Raw genomic sequence first — 24,121 nt, 5'->3', positions numbered from 1 at the left:
AATGAAAAAAGCGATTGTAGCTGCTGCATTAGCATTGTTGCTTTCTGCATGCTCAAACAACCAAACCGTTGAACAAAGCCAAAACTTTGCGGCTTGCACATTCCCTGATTCTCCGCAAGATGACGCACCAGGCTGGATCTGTGATGTGATGCCGTCTGACATCGCTGCTGCTTCGACAGGTTACGCGAAGCAAAGCGCCGCGGGCATGGGCATCATGCGTAAAGTCGCTGTAAATGATGCTCGTGTTGCGTTGGCTTCCCAATTCCAAACTGACGTGAACAACATGTTCAGACAAGCAGTAGAAAGCACTGTGCAAACTGATGCGACGACGGGCACGACGGAATCTGTAATGGAAGTTTTTGAGAGCGTCACTAAGAACGTAGTTTCTCGATCTCTGACCAACAGTAAAATACTGGTAAGCCAAGTAAGTCCTTCCGGTGGCCTTTATGTGTTAGTAGGTATGGACGAGGCGGCTTATAAAGCGAACATGAACAGTGTTATCGATACAGCGACGGAAGATTCAGCGTTGTGGGATAAGTTCAATAATAGAAAAGCAGCGGAAGATCTTGCGAACGCGCTTGAATCTCTGAAACAGCTTTAAGTCAGAATATTGTTAGGCACCTTGTGATTCAGCAGGGAGCTTCTCAAACCCTTACTTTATGAGGTTATCGCTAGATAGCCTCTTTTTCTATATATCTAGGAATTAGCAAATGTCATTGGGTCAAATGAAAATTGCTGCCGCATGTATCACAGTGGTTCTATTAACTAATATTGCATACGCATCAGGTTCTTTTGATGAGCTACAGCGAGAAGCTAAGCGTGTAAACATGTCTCAATCAGAGAAAAAAGCAGAGTTCCACGAATGGTTAGATGCTTACTTCTCAGAATATGAAGCGTGGCGAGAGGCATACACTAAAGACATCGACCAACAACGTGAAACGCTGATTGATCTGTGGGGAAGTGGTGAATTGTCTGATCAAACTAAACACGTTGAATACACAAAAGACAGGACGTTGAAGAAAGTCGTCGACTACGAAAACAATAAGGCAGTGGTGTCAGTACTTATTGACGCTGACGCTGATGTTGATCAACTTCTACTACCGAAGGGAAAAATAGAAATTGATGGCCTAGTCTTCGAACTGACGAAAGCTGAAAAGCGCATTGGTGCGGTGGATTATTCTGCTGAACAAGAGAAGAAAGAGAAAGCCTTCGTTGTTGATCGCGTCTATGCACAAATGCAGGAATTGGACGTGCAAGCGGAGCGATTGATTCGCTCGAGCACGGGTGTTCCTGATTCATTTATCTATGAGCGTGCGCATAACAAAAAATTAGAACTGTTGGCATCAGCGAAGACTCGCATTGCGGCATTGTCAGCGCAGTTTAAGCAAAAACGCTCAGAACTTGGCATTCCTGAGCCAGTGATGACGGTGGCGAAAACACCAACTGCAACAGAAAAACCACAGAACAAACCGCCGGTGAAACCGACGCTTGAGGCAGAAAAGTCAGTGAAAGAAACCACTGTCGTTGCCGTGAAAACTGAATCTACTGATGTTGTAGAAATGGCAGCGAGCACATCAACGCCAGCTATCGCTGAGAAAGCCGCTGAAGTGAAAAAGCCTGTCGATGCAGAGAAGGCTGTTGTTGCGAAGAAACCTGCGGTAGAGCCTTTAGTTGTCGCTGAAAAGCCAGCGCTAGCGGCGAAGCCTGAGAAGAAAATTGTCAGCTACACAGTGAAATTGCCAGAAAACGCCTTGAAATCTCGCGCATCGAAATTCCAGCCTTTGGTGGAAAAAGAAAGTGAACGTTGGGATGTTGAAGCTGCGCTGGTGATGGCGATCATGCACAGTGAATCGTCTTTCCGTCCTGATGCGAAATCACATGTCCCAGCATATGGTTTGATGCAAGTTGTACCGACCAGTGCGGGCCATGATGTGAATAAGCAGGTCCACAAAATCGATGCGCCAATGAAGGCGGATGATCTGTATGTGCCGCCGTTTAACGTCGAAGCAGGCACGGCGTATTTGAACATTCTGAATACTCGTTATTTACGCTCCATTACCAACGAAGAAAGCCGCATGTACTGCGTGATTGCTGCCTATAACACAGGTGCGGGTAACGTTGCGCGCGCATTTAACGCAGACCGTTCAACCAACATTCGTAAAGCATCACATGTGATCAACGCGATGACGCCAGACGAAGTGTATGAGCATATGATCAAGAACCTGCCATACGACGAAACAAAGAATTATTTGAAGAAAGTGAGCGGTCGTATTGCTCTCTATAAGTAGTGTGGGAGAGCAAGGATGTTGAAATATATTGTATTTGCGCCGGTTGGGTTTGGCGCATTTATTGGGGTAAGGTTCTCTGACGACATTACACGTCACATTAGCGAAGACGACATCGAAGCCATCAGTGAACAAGTGATCGATACCGCCATTGAAAAACTTGAAGATCTAAGAGGGTAGGATATATGTCTTTGTTGGAGAGCAACGAACAAATTTGCCCAGAAGTACAAGAAGAAACCATGGAGCGTAACCTGCACCAGCATGTGCGTGATAAATGGGCGAAGATCATTACCTTCGTTTCCATTATCGCCATTGCTCTGGGCGGTCTTAATGACACCATGGATGCACTCGACAAGGTATATACCCTATCTTTGTCCCAGTTCACTGACATTCCTTCGCACAACAAGCTGGATCGCATATACATTCGCGCATCTGAAGACGTGTTAGAAGAGACGTTTGGTGCGCCTGTATACATCAAGAAAAGCATGTCAGGTGATTTCATCAAATACTACCGTGACAAACGTTTTGTGTTGTCAGCCGTTACTCGTGATGGGGCGATTTCTGCTTTTCTGGTCTTTCCAGAAAAGGAGTTCTTGCCAGACACAAGCGAGCACTCGGGTGGCGCGCTTCTTCTTGAGCAAGTTTTCTCTGTGCACGAAATGGTGAATGATATTCGTTTGAATTCGTCGCGTTCAGTGAGCTATTACATTGAAGAAAACAGTACCGGCGATTTCAGCAATTTGTACAATTCTGTGGCGGGTTACAGCGAGTTTCTTGGGCCGTTAGACGACACCACAAAACGTCTTTTTGATGCGCTGTCAGAAGGCATGATGCTAGGAGATGATGTGGCCAAGTCAGCTCAGGTACTGCGAGGATCCGTAACGGCAAATTTCTATGGCTATAGTACTCTTGGTTTGGATGTGCTTGAAAGTGCAATCCTAACTCTTTCAGAGTATCGCTTAATTACAAATCAATAGATTTCATAAATCTGCACTGAAAGGCTGCAATGTGCAGCTTTTTCTATTTGAATACTATTAATTAGTGATGCACAGTGATTTTGTTCTTGTTAATCGGGGAGGTCAACCAGTACAACACCAGGCACAGTAATCCTCAACGCGTCATCTGGCTTCTTTAAATGTGAAACATATCAGCTGATCCTTAACAAATGCGGCTACGAAGAAAAAGCCATTGAGATTGAAACCATTGTCTATGGTGAGTACTTTGACAATATTCTGTTTGTTGGCCTGATTGCTCTGCTTAACGTCGACCTAGCAATGGGTGTGTTGTTTGAGTTAATTGAATGCGTAGAAACCCAGCGTTTGGGCATGCAGTGGTTCCATGTGCCTATTGAAGACGATTGTGCGCCTGCAGAAGATTTTCAAAACAACTGGAAGGCGAGCCGCGAGGCACTTCATCAAGCTATAGAAAATGGTAACAAAGTTGTGATGCACTGCATGGGAGGCTCAGGCCGCACGGGATTGCTTGCTGCGCACTTGCTTCTTGAACGTAACTGGACGCTTGAAGAGATTGTTCGCGACGTTCAAGCACTTCGCCCTGGTGCATTTACCAAACCGCTTCAAGTGGAATACATTGGTACACTCGTAAAGTAACCATGCGCATTGAAAAACAAAAAAAGGGCCACGATGGCCCTTTTTTGTGTTTATAACATCCATTAAAAACGCATATCAAACTCTTCCGGGGACTGACCTTCGACAAGTTGGGAAGGAAGTCTTCCTACATTGTTTATCGGTGAGAAATTGTAGCCATTGATGGTATTGATCGTTTGCTGAGTGAGTGGCATCTTCCAGAATTCAAACAGCTCCACGAGGTTTTTCTTGGCTATTTTTGACGTCATGATTGCCATGATATTCATTGCACCTTCCGCTGTTCCATCCAACGAAAATTCAGGGTCATGGCGCTGTCCTTGGAGGTTTTCACGATAACGTTGATGCAATTCATACATGAAGGTTTCTCCAAATAGGAAAAAGAAATGGTGATAGAACATTTCACGATTTTCCCTTGAAAGCGAAGAATAACCACTGACCGTATTAAGTTGGGTAAAAGCTCGTTGAAATGGTGCATCATATTGCGAAGACAACGCGTCTATATCTGTGTTGTAAGCTCGAGCGGCAAACGCGTAGATATTCGTGGCAACTTCCGATTGACCAGGCCACTCTATTCCTGTCATCTCTAGGTTATGTCCAATCTCGTGCCAAATTCCCCAGAATGAACGCGCCTCATCTTCATTGATCATTCGGCGGGTAAGGCTATTTCGATAGGTCATTCTGTTTGTGTAAGTGACCATGTACCTTGAATTGCTAGTGACAAAATTGTAGGGGTTGTCGTCCGGTAGGTGGAGTGGGTTAATCGAATCGGCATCGATGCCAGCTGCTAACTGCGCGGGAACAAGCACTTCTTCGTAGGTATCAAGCAGGCTTTGCATATCATTGTAAATGTCACCGCCCGCATCACTTCTGAGTGTGCTGAGTATGAAATTCTCTGATACGAGATCGACAGTATTTGACTCCGCGTAGTTAGCTAGCATATCTAACCAGTCACTACCGGTAGTGACGCCCGATTTAAACACGGGGTAGCGTAAAACGCCTGTCGCCATGATTCGGGTGTGGGCTTCTCGGGATTTGTCATTGGAATCTTTACTTTCTAACCGAAGCATCAAGCGCGCACCAGCGCCGACCTTGAACGCGTTAAGCCCAGGGGAGAGCTGATGTTTTTGGCTTCCTGCCCAGTGTCCTTCTCGGATTTCTATGTAATCGTTACTTTGGGTGTTACTTACCCATACGCTAACAATCCCCCCATCAGCAGACCATAGTCCTATTGTATTCAGCGGGCTCCTGCCTGCACTGTTTCGTAGTCGATATTTTTCATGCCACCACGACGGTTTAATACGTATGGTCTGACTTTCCTGTGCTTGTGGCAATGTTGCGTAGTCACCTGAAAATGCGATATGAGGGGCGTTTCCATTTCCTCTAGGGATCCGTCGAGACGCAATTAGCCGCCAATCATTTCCGTCACTACTGCCATACACAAGCAGATCCTTGACGCGTCCATAGTATCCAGAGGCAGGCGGTGTATAGATGGCTGCACTGATGTTCTTTGATTGCCCTAGATCTACCGTGAAATAATTGGGTGTTGCTTGGGAAACATTCCAATAGCTGGCGTGATTGCCATCGAACATTTTTTGCCAGCCATTCAGTGTGGTGGCGTCTGTCACTTCCCAACCATCTCGAGAGAGTAGGTTGCCATTTGTGTCGATAAGATTGAATTCCCCGACACGCGTACTTCTAAAACCATTTTCTTCTTTAGCGGCGACAACTTTTACAAAACGAACATTGTTACCGTCTTCAACAATATTGCCAGTGTACGTGAGGGTAAGAGTTGGTGCAGTTGCGGCGCCGCTTTCTGTCGCCGAAAAACTGTTGTAAGCACGCCAAGTTGTGCTTGATAGGGCAACGGACAGCTTTCCGGTGCGCTGGATACTCTTTATTGCCATCGTATTGAGAGGAATGGTTATCCAGCCATTGTTATCACGATCACTGGTTGAAAAAGTGGCAACGATTGCCCCAAGTTGAGGTTTTTGATTCCACGTAAACTGCGTGTTCCAAAAGTGATGATTTTCAACAAGGTGAACATTGATGATTGATTGTTTGTCGGATTGAATTTTAAGTTTTAAGTCTAGGTTCTCTGTCAGGCCAGGAATCACTTTGTCCTTCATGTCGAAGCCCAAAAAAGCGATTCGATGTGCAGGTGCATAGTTATCATCTTTCACGATGATGTGAGCGTCACTGTTTTTTGACAGGCCACGACTACGCACTACGAACGTATCAAAAGAGGCTACTTCAGAGTATGTGGGGCGCTCTGCTTTGGGTAATGTTGTCGTCTGCTCGGGGATACTTGCCTGTGACGCAATGGGAACAATAGCAGACAAAAAGATAGCGGTACGTAATATGGGAATTCGTTTTAACATTCTAAACATGAATGTTGCACTCCTAAAGAACGGATTGTGGGTGATGACGAAGTGTTATTTACCAACATGACGATAGCTATTCCCATACTGTCTAGATGGCTTATAAGTGAAACTAAAAACGGTAGTGATTAAAATTTAGGCAGTGATGAAATTGAAGCGTGGATGCTATCAATTCGTGTTGGCATGATATGAGGTGTACTTAGCTAGCTGTATCTAATGATTAATCGTCATGTTGCATATAATTAAAAAAGGTCAAAGGCGAAAATGAGAACAGTGAAAAAAATTAACGGCCAATTCTAAGTTTTAATTGTAGATAATAATGAATTCATCCGCTTTTTTAACTTGATAATACTTCGCTGTGCAATAATTCCTTGTGATTCTTTCTATATTTTATTTCAGTAATGATACAGTTGATATTTCATTAGCAATGCATAATGTTTGTGCGCATTATTGAAATGCGTGAGTATCTATTCTAATAAAATTAATTCAAGTTTTGATAACAATCTAATGCTAAGCAGGCTTATATTCTGTCTGATTGAGGGGCGTTATTGACGTTGGATTATGCAACTATTTTGAAAGGGAAAGTAATATAATGTTAAAACTATCAGCTGTATTTATGTCATTGGCGCTTGTTTCTGGCTGTTCAACCATCGTCAGTGAGAGTAGCTATCCAGTCTCAATCTCTAGCAACCCATCTCAAGCTGACTTTGTTCTTGTGAACCGTGAAGGGCAGCAGGTTCACACAGGAACAACACCAGACACTGTCACACTCAACGCCTCATCAGGCTTCTTCAAAGGTGAAACGTATCAACTGATTCTTAGCAAAGACGGCTACGAAGAAAAAACCATTGAAATTGAAAGCACTGTCGATGGTTGGTACTTTGGCAATATTCTGTTCGGCGGCTTGATCGGTATGCTTATCGTTGATCCAGCAACAGGGGCAATGTTCAAACTACCTGAAGGGGCAGAAGCGCAACTTGACGAAAAAGCGGTAGATGCAAGCACTGTGACCATCGCGATGATAGATGCGATTCCAGAAGAGCAACGTGCATCACTTATTCAGGTTAAATAGTACTACTGCTATCGATTTTTAATTGTATGCCTTTAGATAAGTGATAAATCTCATATCGCTTACTTCATATATATGAAGTAAGCGATTTTCATTTTTGGAAAGAATAAATTATGAGTGAAAGCCAAAGTGTTATGGGTCCAACCATATTTATGTTTACGGTAGTATTTGCAGCTTTTGCAATGTACTTTGAAGCACCCGCAATGGTGTTCTACTTGGTTTTTGTTAGACTGATTTATGCTATTTTTGTGTCAATAGTCATTGATGGATGGAAAAATAAATTACCAGTGTTGGTAGAAACATCGAAGATTCGTTGGAACAGAAACATCAACGGAATTCCGGTAAGTGACACGACCAATGCGCTTGTCAATTTGCATTTTAAAAGTGAACGAGAACTGAAGCATGCTTTTTTGACGTTGCTGATACCGAAAGCCATCATTGTAGTAGCCTTGGCTGTTTTGGCTGTGGTCAACGTTTATCTAAACGTCGATGACATGATCAACTCTCCACTTCATGCAATATCAATAGTCGTCGTGTGCTACATCCTTGTTAAGGTTTGTTGGGTCTTCCATCTGTTAGCGACACTGAAATCGAGCAGATGGTATTTACACAGTGCAGAGTTCGGTGAAGACACGTATTACTCCGCTTACTTGTCGTTACCTGACACGTTGGAGCCATACTTAATAAAAGTCTTCGAATGACATCATGGTGTATTGAGAGCATGTATAGAAGAGCCTTTGGGCTCTTTTTTTTATGAAAAAACGAGCTCTATTCTGGAGGGTTTTTATTTTTATATGGAGGCCACTCGGTGTATTAAAGAATAGGGGGTAGGCAAGGTATGAACGACAAATTATTGTATGCCTGTATCATTGTTATTAATGTTGTTGTTACCTTCTGTTAAATTAATGGTTGCCATCACTCTCTAGCTGAGAGTGTTATTCATTGAGATAATGATCAATCAATAATAATTGGTTCATATATTGAGTGTTCTATCAAATTACATGAAATTAATTGATACATTTGCAAATAATATTTCGATCTACTGTTGAAAACTTTTAAGTTACTTCCGATAATCCCCGCGCTATTTGTGAGGTGCTATGTGATTTACCTCGTTAAATCTGTTCACATCACGCAATAATCTGTTACTTGACTCGAAAGGATAGCTCTCTTTGATTATGCCGACATTTCGGACGGTTTCGTTCGTCTGTCCATAATTCATCGATGGCGTCATTGGTAAGGGCGTTTAAGACGAAATGAAAAACATAAAGAAAAAAATGTTCATACGAGTTCTACCTATGGTGTTTTTCCCCGTCTTTTTCTCGGGTTGTAAATCTACTACACCACCTGATTGGTATGCGGTAGAGACAGTTAATCACCCTGAGTATGTCTATGCCGCCGGCGAAGGTCGTAGTTTAAATCTAGCTAAAAAATCAGCACTTAGTGGTGTTAACTCACAGCTATGGACACAAGTCGATTCAACGTTTTCGATGAATGATGTCTATAAAAAAATCAATGACAATACGACATCTTACGAAAGCACGAGCAACAAGATTAATGCAAAGAGTGCACAAGTCACCTTAACCGGTGTGGAATACGTGCGGTCTGAAAAAAATGACGTGGCTTATTATGTTCAGGCGAGAGTGGGGCGAGATAATATTAAATCGCAACTATTGTCTGAGGTGAAACAAATAGAAAGTGCAGCGAAATTAAAAATCGACAATCTAAGTCATCAAGATAAATTGATTTGGTGGTTAGACAACAGAGGTTCTGAGGCAAAGCTTGAAGATCTTTATGTTCGTCTCGCGATCCTTTCTTCATTAGGCAGTGACGAAAAAAACAGCGTTGTTTATTTGCCAAAACTGCTTGGTGATATTTCTAAAGTAAAATCTGAACTTCTGGTATCTATTCGACCAGATAAGAAAGATAAAAAAAGCGCAGCCTTTATCTCAGAAAAATTCTCGAAAGAAGAAATTGCCACCACGCAATCGTCTTCTCGCCAAGCAACACATATTTTGACCATGAAATCGGAATACCGTCGCGGCATGGTAGGCGATGCGTATATCACGACAAAATTGACGGACCTGGTTCTAAAGAACAAGTCCGGCAAAACCTTGGCTAGCAATGAAATTATCTCAACAGGTAATTCAATGACCAGTTACAAGTTGTCCCAAGAAGGCGCTGAACGCCATTTTTCAGCACTGCTCGAAGAAGCAGGCATTTGGCAAGCTGTTGGGCTTAAAAAATAGAACGATAAATTCACACTGGAGTATCTAAAGTGTTTAAGAAAGGGTTAGTGGCAGTCGCGCTTACAACAGCGCTAACAGGTTGTGGTGTAACGGCAGTATGTCCTCCGGGTACCGAAATCGAGATGGAAACAGCGGGTATTCCTGCGAAAGCATCTGACGAACTGAAAGTGATCGTTCTTCCGGTAGACATGGAATTTAAAGACGCTGCTAAAGGCCGTCTTCAAACCGTATTCCGTAACGACTTGGAAGCCACCATTGAAGGTACGGGCGCTAAACTGGTTGATCGCAAACTGGCGAACAAGCTGAAAGGCGAAATCAAACTGGCAGAGCAAAGCGGCCGTTACAACAAATCGGGTGTGCCAATCGCTGACCTAGCAGTTATCACAGAAGTGACAGCAAGCAACCTGTCTAGCTCTTTCTCAGAAGCTTACTCTTACGAAAACGATGACGGCGAGACGAAATACGTTCCTGCTAAATGTTCGTTCACCACAGAAGTGAAAGCCGTTGCGAAAGTGGTTTCACTTCCAGACATGAACCTTGTTCAGCGTATTGAGCTAGGTGCGAGTGATTACAGCTCGACTGAAACAAACAACTCTCGTTGCCCAATTTCAAACGCACAATACACAGGCATGGCGAGTGAAGCGGCAGAGAAAGCGGTAGCGTACAACTTTGAGCTTCAAAAGCTGCTAGCACCTTCTGCTCCTGTTACTGCAATGCGTCAGTGTGAAGCGGGCACCATGGTCAAAGTTGCTATGGGTAGCAAGAAGAAGCTAGAGCCAGGCACAGACATTACCCTTTCTCAAATTCACAAATCTGACGAAGGCGACATTGAAACGTTCACTCTAGGTGAAGGTTATGTTGTGAAGCATGAAATGGATGCAGTGAAGCCAAACTTCTCTTGGGTTGCTATCGACGAAGAAATGTCTTTGCGAATCCGTAAAGGTGACTCAGCGAAAGTGGTACCTGAAGAGTGCCCAATCTTGAACCCACTATGTCACCTAAACCAGCTAGGCCTGTAATAATGAAAAAAGCCATTGTCGCCACTGCGTTAGCACTGATGCTTTCTGCATGCTCAAGCAACAACCAAACTGTTGAACAAAGCCAAAACTTTGCGGCGTGTACGTTCCCAGATTCTCCAAAAGACAACGCACCAGGCTGGATTTGTGACGTGATGCCATCTGACATCGCAACCGCAGCGACCGGTTACGCGAAGAAAAGCGCAGCGGGCATGAGCGTAATGCGCAGAATTGCAGCAAGTGAAGCGCGTGTAGCACTGGCTTCTCAGTTCGAAACTGACGTGAACAACATGTTCAAGCAAGCAGTAGAAAGCACAGTACAAACTGATGCGACGGTTGGCACGACTGAATCTGTTATGGAAGTGTTTGAGAACGTCACCAAGACCGTTGTTTCTCGCACCCTGACTAACAGTAAAGTGTTGGTTAGCCAAACCAGTCCTTCAGGTGGCCTTTACGTGCTAGTGGGCATGGATGAAGAAGCTTACAAAGCCAACATGAACAGCGTAATTGATGCTGTGACTGAAGATTCAGCGTTGTGGAACCAGTTCAATAACGAAAAAGCAGCGGAAGATCTTGCGAGCGCGCTTGAGTCTCTGAAACAGCTTTAAGTCTGAATCTTTTGAGGCACCTTGCGGTTCAGCAGGGTGCTTTTCAAACCCTTACCTTATGAGGTTATCGCCAGATAGCCTCTTTTTCTATGTGGCTAGGAATTACCAGATGTCATTGGGTCGAATGAAAATTGTCGCCGCGTGTATTGCTGCGGTTTTATCTACGAGTGTTGCATACGCATCAGATTCTTTTGATGAGCTAGAGCGTGAATCTAAGCGTGCAAACATGTCTCAATCAGAGAAAAAAGCACAGTTCCACGAATGGCTAGATGCTTACTTGTCAGAATATGAAGCGTGGCGAGAGGCATACACCAAAGACATCGATCAACAGCGTGAAACTCTGATTGATCAATGGGGCAGTGGTGAGCTGTCTGATCAAACAAAACACGTTGAATACGCAAAAGACAACACAGTCAAAAAAGTGGTCGATTACGAGAACAATACCGCAGTGGTGTCGGTGCTTGTCGATGCAGACGGCAACGTTGATCAATCAGCACTGCCGAAAGGCAAGATTGAGATTGATGGCCAAGTCATCGAACTGACGAAAGCAGAAAAGCGCATTGATGCGGTGGATTACTCTGCCGAGCAAGAGAAGAAAGAGAAAGCCTTCATCGTTGATCACGTCTATGCACAAATGCAGGAGTTGGATGTGCAAGCGGAACGATTGATTCGCTCTGGCACGGGGGTTCCCGACGCATTCATCTATGAGCGTGCGTACAACAAAAAACTAGAACTATTGGCATCAGCGAAGACCCGTATTGAAGCGCTGTCTGCGCAGTTCAAGCAAAAGCGCTTAGAGCTTGGCATTCCTGAGCCAGTGGCTAAAACACCAATTTCAACAGAAAAACCTCAGACCAAACCGGCTGTGAGGCCTACTGTTGAGGCAGAGAAGCCGAAGAAAGAAGCTGCCGTGGTTGTTGAAACCAACAAACCAGAACCAGTGATTGCAGAGCAAGCGGTTGAAATTGAAACGCCCGTCGAGGTTAAGGCACCTCCTGTTGTCGTGAAGCCTGCTGTTACTGAAAAACCTGTAGTAGCGGTAAAACCTGAGAAGAAGATCGTCAGTTACACGGTGAAATTACCGGAAAACGCCTTGAAATCTCGCGCGTCGAAATTCCAACCTTTGGTTGAAAAAGAGAGTGAGCGTTGGGATGTAGAAGCCGCGTTAGTCATGGCCATCATGCACAGCGAATCGTCTTTCCGTCCTGATGCAAAATCGCATGTCCCTGCTTATGGTTTGATGCAAGTGGTACCAACCAGTGCGGGTCATGATGTGAACAAACAGGTCCACAAAATCGATGCACCAATGAAGGCGGATGACCTGTATGTGCCGCCGTTTAACGTTGAAGCAGGCACGGCGTATTTGAACATTCTAAATACCCGCTACCTGCGTTCCATTACCAACGAAGAAAGCCGCATGTACTGCGTAATTGCTGCCTATAACACGGGTGCAGGTAACGTGGCGCGTGCGTTTAACGCAGACCGTTCAACCAACATTCGTAAAGCGGCACACGTGATCAACGCGATGACGCCAGATGAAGTGTATGAGCACATGATTAACAATCTACCATACGACGAAACAAAGAATTATTTGAAGAAAGTGAGCGCCCGTATCGCGCTCTATAAGTAGTGTCGGAGAACAAAAATGTTGAAATATATTGTATTTGCGCTGGTGGGGTTTGGCGTATTTATCGGGGTAAGGTTTTCTGACGACATTACACGTTACATCAGCGAAGACGACATCGAAGCCATCAGTGAGCAAGTGATCGATACCGCCATTGAAAAACTTGAAGATCTGAGAGGGTAAGACACATGTCTTTGGTAGAAAATAAAGAACAAATTTGCCCACAAGTGCAAGAAGAGATCATGGAACGCAACCTGCGTCAGCGTGTGCGTGAAAAGTGGGCAAAGATCATTGCTTTCGTTTCCATTATCGCCATTGCTCTGGGCGGTCTTAATGACACCATGGATGCGCTCGAAAAGGTATATACCCTCTCTTTGTCCCAGTTCACTGACATTCCTTCGCACAATAAGTTGGATCGCATTTATATTCGCGCATCTGAAGATGTGTTGGAAGAGACGTTTGGTGCGCCTGTATACATCAAGAAAAGCATGTCAGGTGATTTCATCAAATACTACCAAGACAAACGTTTTGTGTTGTCAGCAGTGACGCGTGACGGCGCAATTTCAGCATTCTTGGTTTTTCCTGAAGAGGGTTTTTCTCCCAACACCAACGAGCATTCAGGCGGTGAGCTTCTTCTTGAACACGCCTTCTCTGCACACGAAATGGTGAATGACATTCGCTTGAACTCATCACGCTCAGTCAGCTATTACATTGAAGAAAATAGTGAAGGTGATTTCAGTAATTTGTACAACTCTGTGGCGGGTTATAGCGAGTTTCTTGGGCCGTTCGATGACAATACGAAGCGTCTTTTTGATGCGCTGTCAGAAAGCATGATGCTGGGCGATGACGTGACAAAACCTGCGGTCGCGCTGCGTGATGCCATTACGCCGAACTTTTACGGCTATAGCATTCTTGGTCTGGATGTACTGGAAAGTGCCATTTTGACCTTGTCTGAGTACCGTTTGATCACTGAACAATGATCACCGAGGAATGCTCATCGAGCAATGATAGCTAGCGTTTAACGTTGTCTTAAAAAAGGAGCCAAATGGCTCCTTTTTGTCTCTCGTTCTCTTAATCGTATCATCCGGAAAACTGAGCAAATTAAGGGGTGAATGTTTTATGAAATGCCCAGTAAAGTAGTCTTTCTCACTTTGCGTAAAAAAAGTTGGACTTAAATAAGAAAAAACTGATGATAAGGATTACATTTACAGTAACACATTGAAATTATGAGAGTAAAACGGGCGTACTTTTTTGCCAAAATACAGCGTTCAAATGTGACTCTCTTAACTCCGCGACAAACGTCCCGCCCGATTTCACCCCATCCTTTGTGTATCTAAGCACTAATACTCTCGAATGACGTTGCTGATCCAATGTTCAAAATTTTGAGTTAACACACGCTGTTTTTCTTCTTGAGTTACTTTCATGGAAGTTGAAACGCACTTGGTTGTTGACGTTAATTCCATTGATCCATCGAGCGCAGCGGTGTTTAGAAGGCGTGCAAACTTGAGGTCTGTTCATAACGACTTACTTTGCACCAGAGGTAAAAAGATCTTGCGCCATTGTCTCGATTGAGGAGGTATTCCATGCCAGTCGCACTCACATATCCGGGCGTTTACATTCAAGAAATCCCTAGTGGTAGTCGCTCTATCGGCGGCGTAGCTACATCTATCGCCGCGTTTGTTGGCGGTTTTTCTCGAGGACCACTCAACTCGCCCGTGACCCTGTTTCATGTTGGTGATTTCGACACCCATCTCGGCGGTGTGCATACCGACAGTGAAACCAGCTATGCCATTTCTCAGTTCTATCTCAATGGCGGTGGTCAGGCAGTTGCTGTTCGTGTTGGCGGTGGGACAACGGGCGACATGATAGTTCAAAGCTGGAATGGTGCTACATCGCTGAGCTTTATCGCGGGTCGACAAATACAAGACGCGCTGGTTGAAGACCCCGGTCGATGGAACAACCACATTCGTGTTGATATTGATTACCTCACGTCTGATCCCGCCAATTTATTCAACCTTTTAGTAACGGAAATCCGCCATGTTGATGGGCTAGAAGTCCCCGTTCGTAGCGAAGCATTTCGTAACGTTTCCATGGTGACAACGCACCCCCGTAATGTGTTGAGCGTGGTCAATGATGATTCCCTCATGGTACAACTTGAACTTCCCGATGCCGGTACCGATATGCCTGCACCAACAGGTTTCTATTCTGGTGTACAAACCGTCAATACGTACGCCGATATGGCGGATAACACGACACTTCAAGTCGATTTAGGCACGGGCTCTCATGATGTATCCATTGTTGCGACAACCAAACCCACTACGATCGCCGAAGCGGCTTTGATGCTGCAAAACGCTATTCGAGACACTCGACCGGAAGATCCATTATGGGCGCAGTGTCAGGTGGTCGTTCGCGCTGATCGCATCGCGATTTTCTCTGGGAGAAACTCTCCTGAATACCGTTCGGGTCAGATGGTTTCTATTAATGAATCAGCGGGGGATGCAGGTACAGTGTTGATGCTGCTGGCGGGCAGTGCAGAAGCCAACGTTCAGCAATATGCCATGAACAATGTGGTGGCAGGACATCAAACGGGGGCCACCCCCGGAACGGACGGCGTCACGCCAACTGCTGAACAACTTCGCGGAAATCGCGCTTTGCGGACTGGCATGTATGCGCTGGAAGACATAGACCTATTTAACATCATGTCGATCCCTGAAGCCTCAGATTTAGGCAGTGTTGCGGCAATGTCGAGCGTGATCAGTCCTGCGATAAGTTACTGTGAAGAACAACGCGCATTCTTACTGATCGATCCGCCAGATGACGTGAACAGCGTGGAGGAAGCGAGCGATTGGCTCGATGAAGTGGCAGGAGCAGGGCTTCGTCATCGAAACACCGCCGCCTACTATCCGCGTGTTCAAGTGCCCGATCCGAACAACGAAAATCGCCTCAGAACCATAGCACCGAGCGGAACGGTCGCGGGGCTTTATGCCAGAAAAGATACTGAGTCTGGGGTATGGACCGCGGCTGCGGGGATTACCGCAGGTCTTCGAAATGTTATCAGCTTCAATCACTCCCTCACCAACAATGAAATTGGCCTACTGAATCCTATTGGTCTTAATTGTCTTCGAAACGGTGGCATCAGCGGCAACATTGCATGGGGCGTTCGAACACTACGAGGAGCCGATGCACTGGCCTCTGAGTGGGCGTATATCCCCGTTAGACGCACCGCACTCTTTATTGAGGAATCCCTTTTCCGTGGTCTGCAATGGGCCGTTTTCCAACCCAATGATGAGCCTCTTTGGTCAGAGATCCGCATCGCGGTGACTAACTTTATGCAGGGACTCTTCCGTCAAAAAGCGTTCCAAGGCTCTGCGCCTGAACAGGCCTTTCTCGTCAAGTGTGATGCAGAAACAACCACACCCGCTGACCGCGCTGCGGGACGTGTGAATGTACTCGTGGGATTCGCGCCGAAAAATCCTGCGGAGTTTGTGGTGGTGAGTTTACAGCTCATGAACAACAGTGGCAGCTAAAGGCGTGAAGGGCGACGCCTCATAGGGCGTGTTTAAGGCAAATGAATTTGAATAATTGCGAGGAGGCGACATGTCGCAACTCAATGTAAATGGTCAACGCATTGTTCCGTATCCCGGCTACAAATTCATCGTGAAAGAGATGGGTGGCGACGTGTTGGCAGCGGTTCAAAAAGTCTCTGGGCTGAGCCGCTCGGTGGAAGTGTTGGAATACCGAGAAGGGGGCGACCCATCCCATACTCGCAAATCGCCTGGGCAAGCCAAGTTTGAGGCCATAACGTTAGAACGTGGTGTGACAGAGAATCTGCAGTTTGAACAATGGGCCAACAAGGTGTGGCGAATTGGTACTGATCTTGGTGGCGAAGTATCACTGGCTGATTTTCGTAAGACGCTGATTTTAGAAGTGCTCAACGAAGCCGGCCAGAAGGTGATGAGTTACACCATTCATGCCTGTTGGGTTTCGGATTACAAAGCCATTCCTGCACTGGATGCGTCGAGTTCGGCGTTCATGATCCAGTCAGTGAAGTTGGAAAACGAAGGGTGGGAGCGCAACGATGTTAGCGTGCCGAAAGAGCCAAGCTTTGTTTATCCTGAATCGTGATCCTGCGCTGAGTGTTGAGTAAGAAAAATGCGTGTTGGTATCGCGTCATTAGACGACAACCAGCGTGTTGCCCTTTGGGAATCGGCGATGGAGTTATCGCCTGCCCAACGCGCAATCACCATCTTGGCAGCCCATCTGCCGACAGTGCCGTTCGACGCATTGCAGCGTTGGACGCTAGTAGGGCGAGATCATGCCTTGCTATTGGCATATCGCAGCCAATTCGGTGAAGGCATTCAAGTTGAAGGGCGTTGTCACGCCTGTGATACCAAAACGCAGCTGACGTTCACCGTGTCAGACTTGCTTGAAAGCAGCTCTGATACGTTAAAAGCCGCGGTGTCTTGTATTGGCAGCCGCGATGAAAGTGGGAACCAATACAAGCACCAACATACACAGGCTTCATTAGTAGACACCGATGTGTACGTGCCGTCTTACTACCTTATTGCGTTTAGCGGCGACGAATATCGGTTTCGATTACCAACAACACAAGACCTTGCGCTAATTCAAGCGTCTTCCAGCCGTTCGAACAACCCTGGTGGAATAACCACCAAGCAAGTGTGCGAACGATTGCTGGATCAAGCGAGCTTCAACGATCTGTGTGCCGTGTTTGCTGATACACACAGCCAAGGCAGCGCGACAGAACGGAAAAAAAACGAAAGGGAGCAACAGGACAAAGGGTTAGAGAGCGAAGAGCAAAAAGCATGGACCAGCACCTTGGATGCGTTGGAACAAGAAATGCTGCGTATCGAGCCGCTGACTATTATTTCGCTGAATGCATTGTGCCCCGAATGCGGGGCACAAACGCAGCATCAATTTGACATTGGTCATCAGTATTGGGCCCTGCTCGCCGCTGATGTTGAGAAACAACTGTGGGATGTGCACATTCTTGCCACCGCTTATGGTTGGTCGAGTGATGCCATCTTATCGATGAGTCCGGCGCGTCGTCGTCAACATATCGCGATGGTGATCTCATGAGTCGTCTATTCGGTCAATACCTCACGCGAAACCTGCAAGGTCAACAGACTTTGAAACCGATGATCCCGTCTTACTATTCGGGGATCTCGGCGGGCATGCCTTCAAGCCAATCTGTCACTGCAACGCAGACACCTAGCCAAGGGGATTTGGGGCAATCAGAAGGAGAAAGGGGCGATGCGTTTACGTCACTAGCCTCTTCGCCTTCTTCATTGTCTTCGAACCCAAATCAAGCGTCGAATGTTGTGGCCATTTCGCCGCTTGAGACATCGTCGTTCCAAGAAACCTCTGATGACGCCCGAGCGCCCTTTGCGAAGGGGGGAGATACAGCAGGTCGCTCTGATAACAACACGACCACGCTTAACAACACGACAACGCTTAACCGTACAACGGAGCAATTTTCAGATCGCTCGACACTTCAATCATCTACATCTTCTACATCCACATTTTCGACGGATGATTCACTTTCTCAACATGGCTCGCGCCTTGCGCATTCGTCCTCGAACAATACGTCAGCATTGAATCCAATAGGGCAGGGTTCAGACGGGAAATTTACACCACCTTCATCTGTTCAGCGTGCACACCATGACCTAATGCACGGAAAAAACGGAAACGAAGACGCTAACGTGGCATCGGTAAATACCCAATCTCATCAAACGTCACCGATGCGTGGTGACTATATGCACGATGTGGCTGCCTCGATTTTGTCACCATCTTCTTCCGTTGAACCATCGTCAAAAGTGCTTAACAGCCAAGCCTCGTCGAGTGTGGATGTTTCTCTTCAATCGTCGTCAGAACGCACTCATCAGTTGGAACAGGCGAAGCAATTTGCCGCGAAGCGCCGACACGCTGAGAGCTATGTGTCGGTGAATGTAACGATCGGGCAGGTGACGGTAACCGCTTCAGCGCAGCCTCAGTCCTCTACGCATTCACCTCAGCACGTTGCCCGCGAGCGCCCAGCGTGGAAGCCTGCAATGACGCTTAATGACTACCTTCGTCAGCGTGAGGACGGTGAACGATGAGCAGTGCATTAGCGATTGCAGGCGTCACCCAATTGATGCGTGACTTGCTCAACGACGGCTTGGTGGATCACGACGTGGCGGCGGTGGTGAATACCAATGTGCCCGTACACGCGTTACCGCCAGATCAGATGTTGGCGCAAGAAGAAAACAACGCACCAGCGTTGAATGTGTTTCTGTATCACTCCGAAGTGAACGGCGCGTGGGCGAACCAAGGCTTACCGACACGAAACAGTGATGGGCAAAGGGTCAACAATACGCCGCTGGCGTTGGATCTTTACTATCTTGTCAGCGCCTACGGCACGGCAGACCTGCACAATGATGTGCTATTGGGTTATGCGATGCAGATTTTGCATGAACACCCTGGGTTTACGCGTTCTGAAATCCAAACGGCATTGAATCCCTCTCCCGCCATTGCAGCGGGCTTACCGCCTTTACTGCAAGCACTGGCTAACACTGGCTTGGCCGATCAAGCAGAAGCACTGCGTATTGCGCCCCATCCTTTGCCAGTTGGCGAAATGTCGTCATTGTGGAGCGCGTTACAGAGCCAATATCGTCCGTCCATGACATACCGCGTTTCCACCGTGATCATTCAATCGAATGCACCAACCCACAATGTGTTGCCCGTGTTGACCATTGGTGAAAACGATTCAGGGCCAATGGTGATCGCAACTCTCGCACCAGATTCACCATTGATTCGCAGAGTGATCACCCCAGCTTTGCAGTCCAGCGCGCGTGTCAACGACGTGCTTGATGTGGAAGGTGTAGAAATGGGTGGTGCGAACCCAAGGTTTTCATTGTCTCACCTACATCCTTCTTTAAACATTGAACACACTGTCATGGCACAAGCTGGCGGCGATGCACGTGGGCAATCCATGCAAGTGCCTAACGTCCCCGCCGTGTGGGCGTCGGGCACCTATTCGTTACTCTTTCATCATGATGTGGCGGGGTCTGCGCAAACGTCGAATCAACTGACGGTGCAAATTGCACCTGTGCTGACGTTACCGCCACTGAACATGGTTCGAGCCGCATCAAGCATCACGGTCACCATCCGTGTTTCGCCGCATTTGCATCCCGGCCAACAAGCGACGCTATGGCTTGGCAGTGAAGGGGCGAGCGCCCAAGAGATCACCACAGCGACAGACACACTGACCTTTGTTTTCTCTGCCCTCGCAGCGGGTAATTATCCGGTTCGAATCCGTGTAGACGGTGTGGACAGTTGGTTCATTGAGCGTGATCGTCCGCCCATTGCCCCTGACTTTACGCCGCGTCCGCCGATTTATGATCCAACGCAAATCGTGGTGGTGCCAGCATGACCGACATCCTTCGATTCGATGCAGACAAAGAGAACGTCAATGCTACTTCCAGCGTCAGTGCGGAACATACTCACGAATCCGCATCGTTTATGAGTTGGCAACAGGCGAATCACAGCCACATGGTTGACGTTATCGCGTGGGTGCAAGAAGGGTTAGCCATTCTTTCAAAACCTGCCCTTGCAGGGCCGGGTGAGCGTAAAAATATACGTCCTTTGAGTGAGATCCATCGCCAGTATGTCACTGAGCCGCCGACCGCCTTTACCCTTCTCGTGCAGCAATTTGGCTTAAATGGTGTGGATCAAACGGCATTGGCGCTTTCATTAAGCGCAGCACTGGACAGCGATGTGAGTAAGGTCTGCGCGTCGATGTCCGGAAATTCGCTGCAAACCAATCCAAGTATCGGGATGGCGCTCTCTTTACATGGGTTAAGTGACCAAGGTGGTGAGAGCGACAGAAGTGTATTTTCACCGCACTCCCCGCTGCGTTATTGGTTGCTGATTGAGTGGCAATCCATTGGCGCGAGCGATGCCATCATTTCCCCTGACGAACGTATTCTCAATTTCGTCCGCGGTGTGAATTACTTGGATGAACGCTTGAGCGTGATGCTAGAGCCGACAAGGGAGCACGCGGCTCAAATGCCACTTAGCGCCTCGCAAGAAATACAACGCATGGGGGCCTTGCGCTTTATTCAGCAAACGATGCAGGTACACACTCAGTCACATCGCGCAATTATCGAACTGTATGGCGAAGACAAAACCAGCAAGCGAAACATTGCACACGCACTTGCTGTGAGCGTTGGCATGAACCTGCACCGTTTACACGCCACGAGCTTACCGACCAATGCCAATGACCTCGATGCGCTATCCCGTTTGTGGCAGCGAGAAGCAGGGCTGTCACCGTTGTTGCTGGTGATTGAAGGCGCAGACGACCCCTCACGTCAGCATGTCATTGAGCAATTTGTCGATCGTATTCATGGCGTGGTTGTGCTCGAAGCAGGGGACTCGCCCATGGGCATTTTTCCACATAGCTTCTCGCTTCATGTGGCGCGTCCCACCGTGACGGAACAAGAGCAATATTGGCGGCAACTGTTGCCACACGCCTATGCAGATTTGCCGTTGCGTTTGTCGGAGCAATTTTCTTTTAGTCAATCCGACATTCAACAATTGGTCACGATTTCTTCGCTTCACGAACCGGGCGGATCGCACGTTGAACACACGCTTTGGAAAGCGTGCCAACGCCATTCTTCGACAGCATTATCGCGCCTTGCGCTGCGCATTGATTGCAAAGCCAATTGGGAAACCTTGGTGCTGCCGCCGAAGCAAACCACCATGCTTGAACAACTCACGGCGCAAGTGGGGTTACGAAATCGTGTTTACCAACAATGGGGATTTCGCGAGCGCATGAGCCGAGGCATGGGCATCAGCGCCATGTTCTGTGGCGACAGCGGCACGGGGAAAACCATGGCGGCAGAAGCCATTGCCAGTGCGTTGGAACTGGATTTATACCGCATCGATCTGTCGAGCGTGATCAGCAAATACATCGGCGAGACAGAGAAGAAAATGCGCGAACTGTTTCAGGCAGCAGAGCAGTGTGGCGCGATCCTATTTTTTGATGAAGCAGACGCTTTGTTCGGCAAACGTAGCGACGTGAAAAGCAGCAATGACAGATACGCCAACATCGGCATTGATGATTTGCTGCAGCGCATTGAAAGTTACCGTGGTCTCGCGATTTTGGCGACCAATCTGAAATCTTCTATCGATAAAGCCTTCTTACGCCGATTACGGTTTGTGGTGGATTTTCCCTTCCCAGGGCCGGCCGAGCGTGAACGCATTTGGCGCTCCGTCTTTCCGCCACAAACACCGCTCTCAGACGATGTTGATCCTGTGCGTTTGTCACGTTTAAACCTGACGGGTGGCAGCATCCACAATGTCGCACTCAATGGTGCATTTCTCGCTGCGCAGCAAAACGAACCCGTGGCGATGCGTTTTTTGATGGAAGCGGCATCGGCGGAATTGCAAAAACTTGATAGACCAGTGAAAGCGGGGGACTTGGATTATGGCTGAACACGCAATCACAATGAAACCAACGCCCTCAAGCAGTCCGAACAAGGCCGTTGAACGTAAAGTCACCAAACCGGCTGCGCCGCAACGCGAACCGTCTTTCTCGAACTCGGCAATTGTGCAGCGCAAATGCGCGTGTGGAAACGCCGCGCCACAAGGAAACGCGTGTGGGGCATGTGCAGCAAAAGCCGCCGCGTCACCGTTAGCCAGCAACGCATTTTTATCTCGTCCATCGTCTTCCTCGTCGTCGGTTCAAGCGGGCAATCTGTCTGAGGCGCTTCGTACGCGAGCAGAACAAACCTTTGGTACCGCGTTACCTGACGTCAATATCCATACGGGTGCAAAAGCGCAAACCTATGCGAGTGCCCTGCAGGCCAAAGCTTTCACAACAGGATCGGACGTGTATTTCGGTTCAGGTTTCTACCAACCGAACACAACATCAGGTTTGCAGCTTATCGGCCACGAATTAACCCATGTTATGCAGCAGCGAAGAGGGTTGTCGTTCGCGAAACTGCAAGGGACAGGCGACGCATACGAAAAAGAAGCCGACCGTGGTGGTGAAGCCTTTGCGGCAGGGAAGGCCTTTCAGCTCGCGACACCATCAGGCCCTGTTGGGCGTTGGGCGCAGCGTGATATGGATGCTTCTCAATCGGCGCAAGTGGTCGGCATGGATGATCCTGCGCATGACTTAGAATTCCTTGGTGAAGCGTTTGATCAGGATGAACTGCAAAGTATGTTTAATGGCTTACGCGAATACGAAGACGCGCAGCATAGCTTGTACCTGATACCCGAATCGGCCATCGACCAAATTGGGGGAGACCCTGCGCCATCCAGCAACTTGATTTCTCAAGTTGGGGCAATCCCGAATCAAGGCGTCGGTGTTGGGCAGGATATTGGCGCGTCTGGCGTTGCGCAAGCCAAGTCGCTCGATGGTGTCACTCATAGTGCAGAGCAATTACTCGGTGGTGCGTCAGGTCAGCCTCGTGTTGTGCAGCGCGCGGTTGTTGCTGGCTGTAACGTGCCTGCGATGACCATGGGCCAAATCGGGATAGTTGCACATCGTCAAATCGGCGGGTTTTGTGGCTTGCTCTATCAAGCTATCTCGCCCACTACACCATGTTTGGGGAATGGTCACCCTGGTTTCCAAATTCCCGGTTCAACACGCCCAGACATGGTAAAGCAGTATCCGCCAACGAGTGCGCCGATGTTGGATGAGCTAGGGGAAATCAAACCCGCATCTTGGCTCAATGGCCGACAAGCCGATGCGGAAGCGCAATTAAACCGAGATTTGGCGAATTACACCCGCATCATCGGCCCTGCAACCACCATGTGGTCATACGCATTTCCGACCATGCCATTTGTTGCCAATCCGCTACAAGATTTGTCCGTCTGGCCACCAACGGGTGGGGCGACGTCTAACGGTGTCTACTACTACCGTTGTCGAAATACGCAACGCCGCCGTGCGCCAAGGCGCATCCGTATTCGCATTCATTTACCTGTGCCGGTTGTCTTGCCGCAACCACAACCCGTGCCGCGCGTCGCTCCTCAACTGCAACCGCAGCCACAACCACAACCGCAACCACAACCGCAACCTCAGACGCCGAGACCCACGTCGCCTCGTCCTACCAATCCGGTTTCACCGCCAACGCAAATGCCAGATTTGCGCCCTGCGGCGAAGGCTGCTGCTGCGGTTGGGATTGGATATTTGATTTATCGCGGGATCCGGATGATCCCATCGCTTGCCCCACCTCTGTGGTGGACGGCACCCGCCAATCTGGCGATGCCTTAACGGTTTGCAC

The 24,121-nt window shown here is 47.7% G+C and carries 21 protein-coding genes; 20 read left to right on the top strand and 1 reads right to left on the bottom strand.

The window, feature by feature from the left end; all coding sequences use genetic code 11:
• Window position 1 precedes the first annotated feature (1 nt).
• The 5 genes from BCT27_RS10205 to BCT27_RS10190 all read left to right on the top strand — a co-directional run bounded on the left by BCT27_RS10205 (window position 2) and on the right by BCT27_RS10190 (window position 3,895).
• Window positions 2–601, top strand: a complete 600-nt coding sequence (locus tag BCT27_RS10205) for an LPP20 family lipoprotein (protein ID WP_102391638.1) — start codon at window positions 2–4, stop codon at window positions 599–601.
• A gap of 109 nt (window positions 602–710) precedes the next feature.
• Window positions 711–2,288, top strand: a complete 1,578-nt coding sequence (locus BCT27_RS10200) for a transglycosylase SLT domain-containing protein (protein ID WP_102395736.1) — start codon at window positions 711–713, stop codon at window positions 2,286–2,288.
• Window positions 2,289–2,303: 15 nt separating this feature from the next.
• Window positions 2,304–2,465, top strand: a complete 162-nt coding sequence (locus BCT27_RS25655) for a hypothetical protein (RefSeq protein ID WP_198597545.1) — start codon at window positions 2,304–2,306, stop codon at window positions 2,463–2,465.
• A 5-nt stretch (window positions 2,466–2,470) separates the two neighbouring features.
• On the top strand, window positions 2,471–3,262 hold the full coding sequence (locus BCT27_RS10195; RefSeq protein ID WP_102316201.1) for an ETEC_3214 domain-containing protein: 792 nt from the start codon (window positions 2,471–2,473) through the stop codon (window positions 3,260–3,262).
• A gap of 129 nt (window positions 3,263–3,391) precedes the next feature.
• On the top strand, window positions 3,392–3,895 hold the full coding sequence (locus BCT27_RS10190) for a dual specificity protein phosphatase family protein (protein WP_102395735.1): 504 nt from the start codon (window positions 3,392–3,394) through the stop codon (window positions 3,893–3,895).
• A gap of 62 nt (window positions 3,896–3,957) precedes the next feature.
• Here the strand turns inward: BCT27_RS10190 and BCT27_RS10185 are convergent, their stop codons facing one another.
• Window positions 3,958–6,279: a M60 family metallopeptidase gene (locus BCT27_RS10185; protein WP_102395734.1), complete on the bottom strand. Its 2,322-nt coding sequence runs from the start codon at window positions 6,277–6,279 to the stop codon at window positions 3,958–3,960.
• 583 nt (window positions 6,280–6,862) lie between these two features.
• Between BCT27_RS10185 and BCT27_RS10180 the strand changes: the two genes are divergently transcribed.
• The 15 genes from BCT27_RS10180 (at window position 6,863) to BCT27_RS10115 (ending at window position 24,111) form a co-directional block, all read left to right on the top strand.
• On the top strand, window positions 6,863–7,342 hold the full coding sequence (locus tag BCT27_RS10180) for a hypothetical protein (RefSeq protein ID WP_102391642.1): 480 nt from the start codon (window positions 6,863–6,865) through the stop codon (window positions 7,340–7,342).
• 110 nt (window positions 7,343–7,452) lie between these two features.
• Complete coding sequence (locus BCT27_RS10175; protein WP_102395733.1) at window positions 7,453–8,040, top strand: hypothetical protein; 588 nt, start codon at window positions 7,453–7,455, stop codon at window positions 8,038–8,040.
• Between the two features lie 552 nt (window positions 8,041–8,592).
• Window positions 8,593–9,585 carry an LPP20 family lipoprotein gene (locus BCT27_RS10170; protein WP_241908553.1) on the top strand — a complete coding sequence of 331 codons (993 nt, stop codon included), beginning with the start codon at window positions 8,593–8,595 and terminating at the stop codon, window positions 9,583–9,585.
• Window positions 9,586–9,614: 29 nt separating this feature from the next.
• Window positions 9,615–10,604 carry a hypothetical protein gene (locus BCT27_RS10165; protein WP_102395731.1) on the top strand — a complete coding sequence of 330 codons (990 nt, stop codon included), beginning with the start codon at window positions 9,615–9,617 and terminating at the stop codon, window positions 10,602–10,604.
• Between the two features lie 2 nt (window positions 10,605–10,606).
• On the top strand, window positions 10,607–11,209 hold the full coding sequence (locus BCT27_RS10160; RefSeq protein ID WP_102395730.1) for an LPP20 family lipoprotein: 603 nt from the start codon (window positions 10,607–10,609) through the stop codon (window positions 11,207–11,209).
• Window positions 11,210–11,318: 109 nt separating this feature from the next.
• Window positions 11,319–12,839, top strand: a complete 1,521-nt coding sequence (locus BCT27_RS10155) for a transglycosylase SLT domain-containing protein (RefSeq protein ID WP_102395729.1) — start codon at window positions 11,319–11,321, stop codon at window positions 12,837–12,839.
• 15 nt (window positions 12,840–12,854) lie between these two features.
• On the top strand, window positions 12,855–13,016 hold the full coding sequence (locus BCT27_RS25650) for a hypothetical protein (RefSeq protein WP_198597544.1): 162 nt from the start codon (window positions 12,855–12,857) through the stop codon (window positions 13,014–13,016).
• A gap of 5 nt (window positions 13,017–13,021) precedes the next feature.
• Window positions 13,022–13,813, top strand: coding sequence for an ETEC_3214 domain-containing protein (locus tag BCT27_RS10150; RefSeq protein ID WP_102395728.1), 792 nt, complete (start codon window positions 13,022–13,024; stop codon window positions 13,811–13,813).
• Between the two features lie 603 nt (window positions 13,814–14,416).
• A complete protein-coding gene (locus BCT27_RS10145; RefSeq protein WP_102395727.1) occupies window positions 14,417–16,360 on the top strand; it encodes a phage tail sheath family protein in 1,944 nt (647 codons plus the stop codon).
• Window positions 16,361–16,430: 70 nt separating this feature from the next.
• The gene (locus BCT27_RS10140; protein WP_017009893.1) at window positions 16,431–16,958 is read left to right on the top strand and encodes a phage tail protein; all 528 of its coding nucleotides are present in this window, start codon (window positions 16,431–16,433) and stop codon (window positions 16,956–16,958) included.
• 27 nt (window positions 16,959–16,985) lie between these two features.
• Entirely contained in the window at window positions 16,986–17,930 is a 945-nt protein-coding gene (locus tag BCT27_RS10135; RefSeq protein WP_102395726.1) for a hypothetical protein, read from the top strand.
• Window positions 17,927–18,949, top strand: a complete 1,023-nt coding sequence (locus BCT27_RS10130) for a hypothetical protein (protein WP_102395725.1) — start codon at window positions 17,927–17,929, stop codon at window positions 18,947–18,949. Before BCT27_RS10135 ends, BCT27_RS10130 begins: the two co-directional genes overlap by 4 nt.
• The gene (locus tag BCT27_RS10125) at window positions 18,946–20,262 is read left to right on the top strand and encodes a Pvc16 family protein (protein WP_102395724.1); all 1,317 of its coding nucleotides are present in this window, start codon (window positions 18,946–18,948) and stop codon (window positions 20,260–20,262) included. The genes BCT27_RS10130 and BCT27_RS10125 overlap by 4 nt, the downstream gene beginning before the upstream one ends.
• Window positions 20,259–22,325: an ATP-binding protein gene (locus BCT27_RS10120; RefSeq protein WP_102395723.1), complete on the top strand. Its 2,067-nt coding sequence runs from the start codon at window positions 20,259–20,261 to the stop codon at window positions 22,323–22,325. Before BCT27_RS10125 ends, BCT27_RS10120 begins: the two co-directional genes overlap by 4 nt.
• Complete coding sequence (locus BCT27_RS10115) at window positions 22,318–24,111, top strand: eCIS core domain-containing protein (protein ID WP_102395722.1); 1,794 nt, start codon at window positions 22,318–22,320, stop codon at window positions 24,109–24,111. Before BCT27_RS10120 ends, BCT27_RS10115 begins: the two co-directional genes overlap by 8 nt.
• The last annotated feature ends 10 nt before the right edge of the window (window positions 24,112–24,121 follow it).

This window comes from Enterovibrio norvegicus (assembly GCF_002876705.1).
In the GTDB taxonomy this organism is placed as follows: Bacteria; Pseudomonadota; Gammaproteobacteria; order Enterobacterales; family Vibrionaceae; genus Enterovibrio; species Enterovibrio norvegicus_B.
Note: the sequence above shows the minus strand (reverse complement) of the source record. Positions and strands in the feature narration are given on the sequence as shown.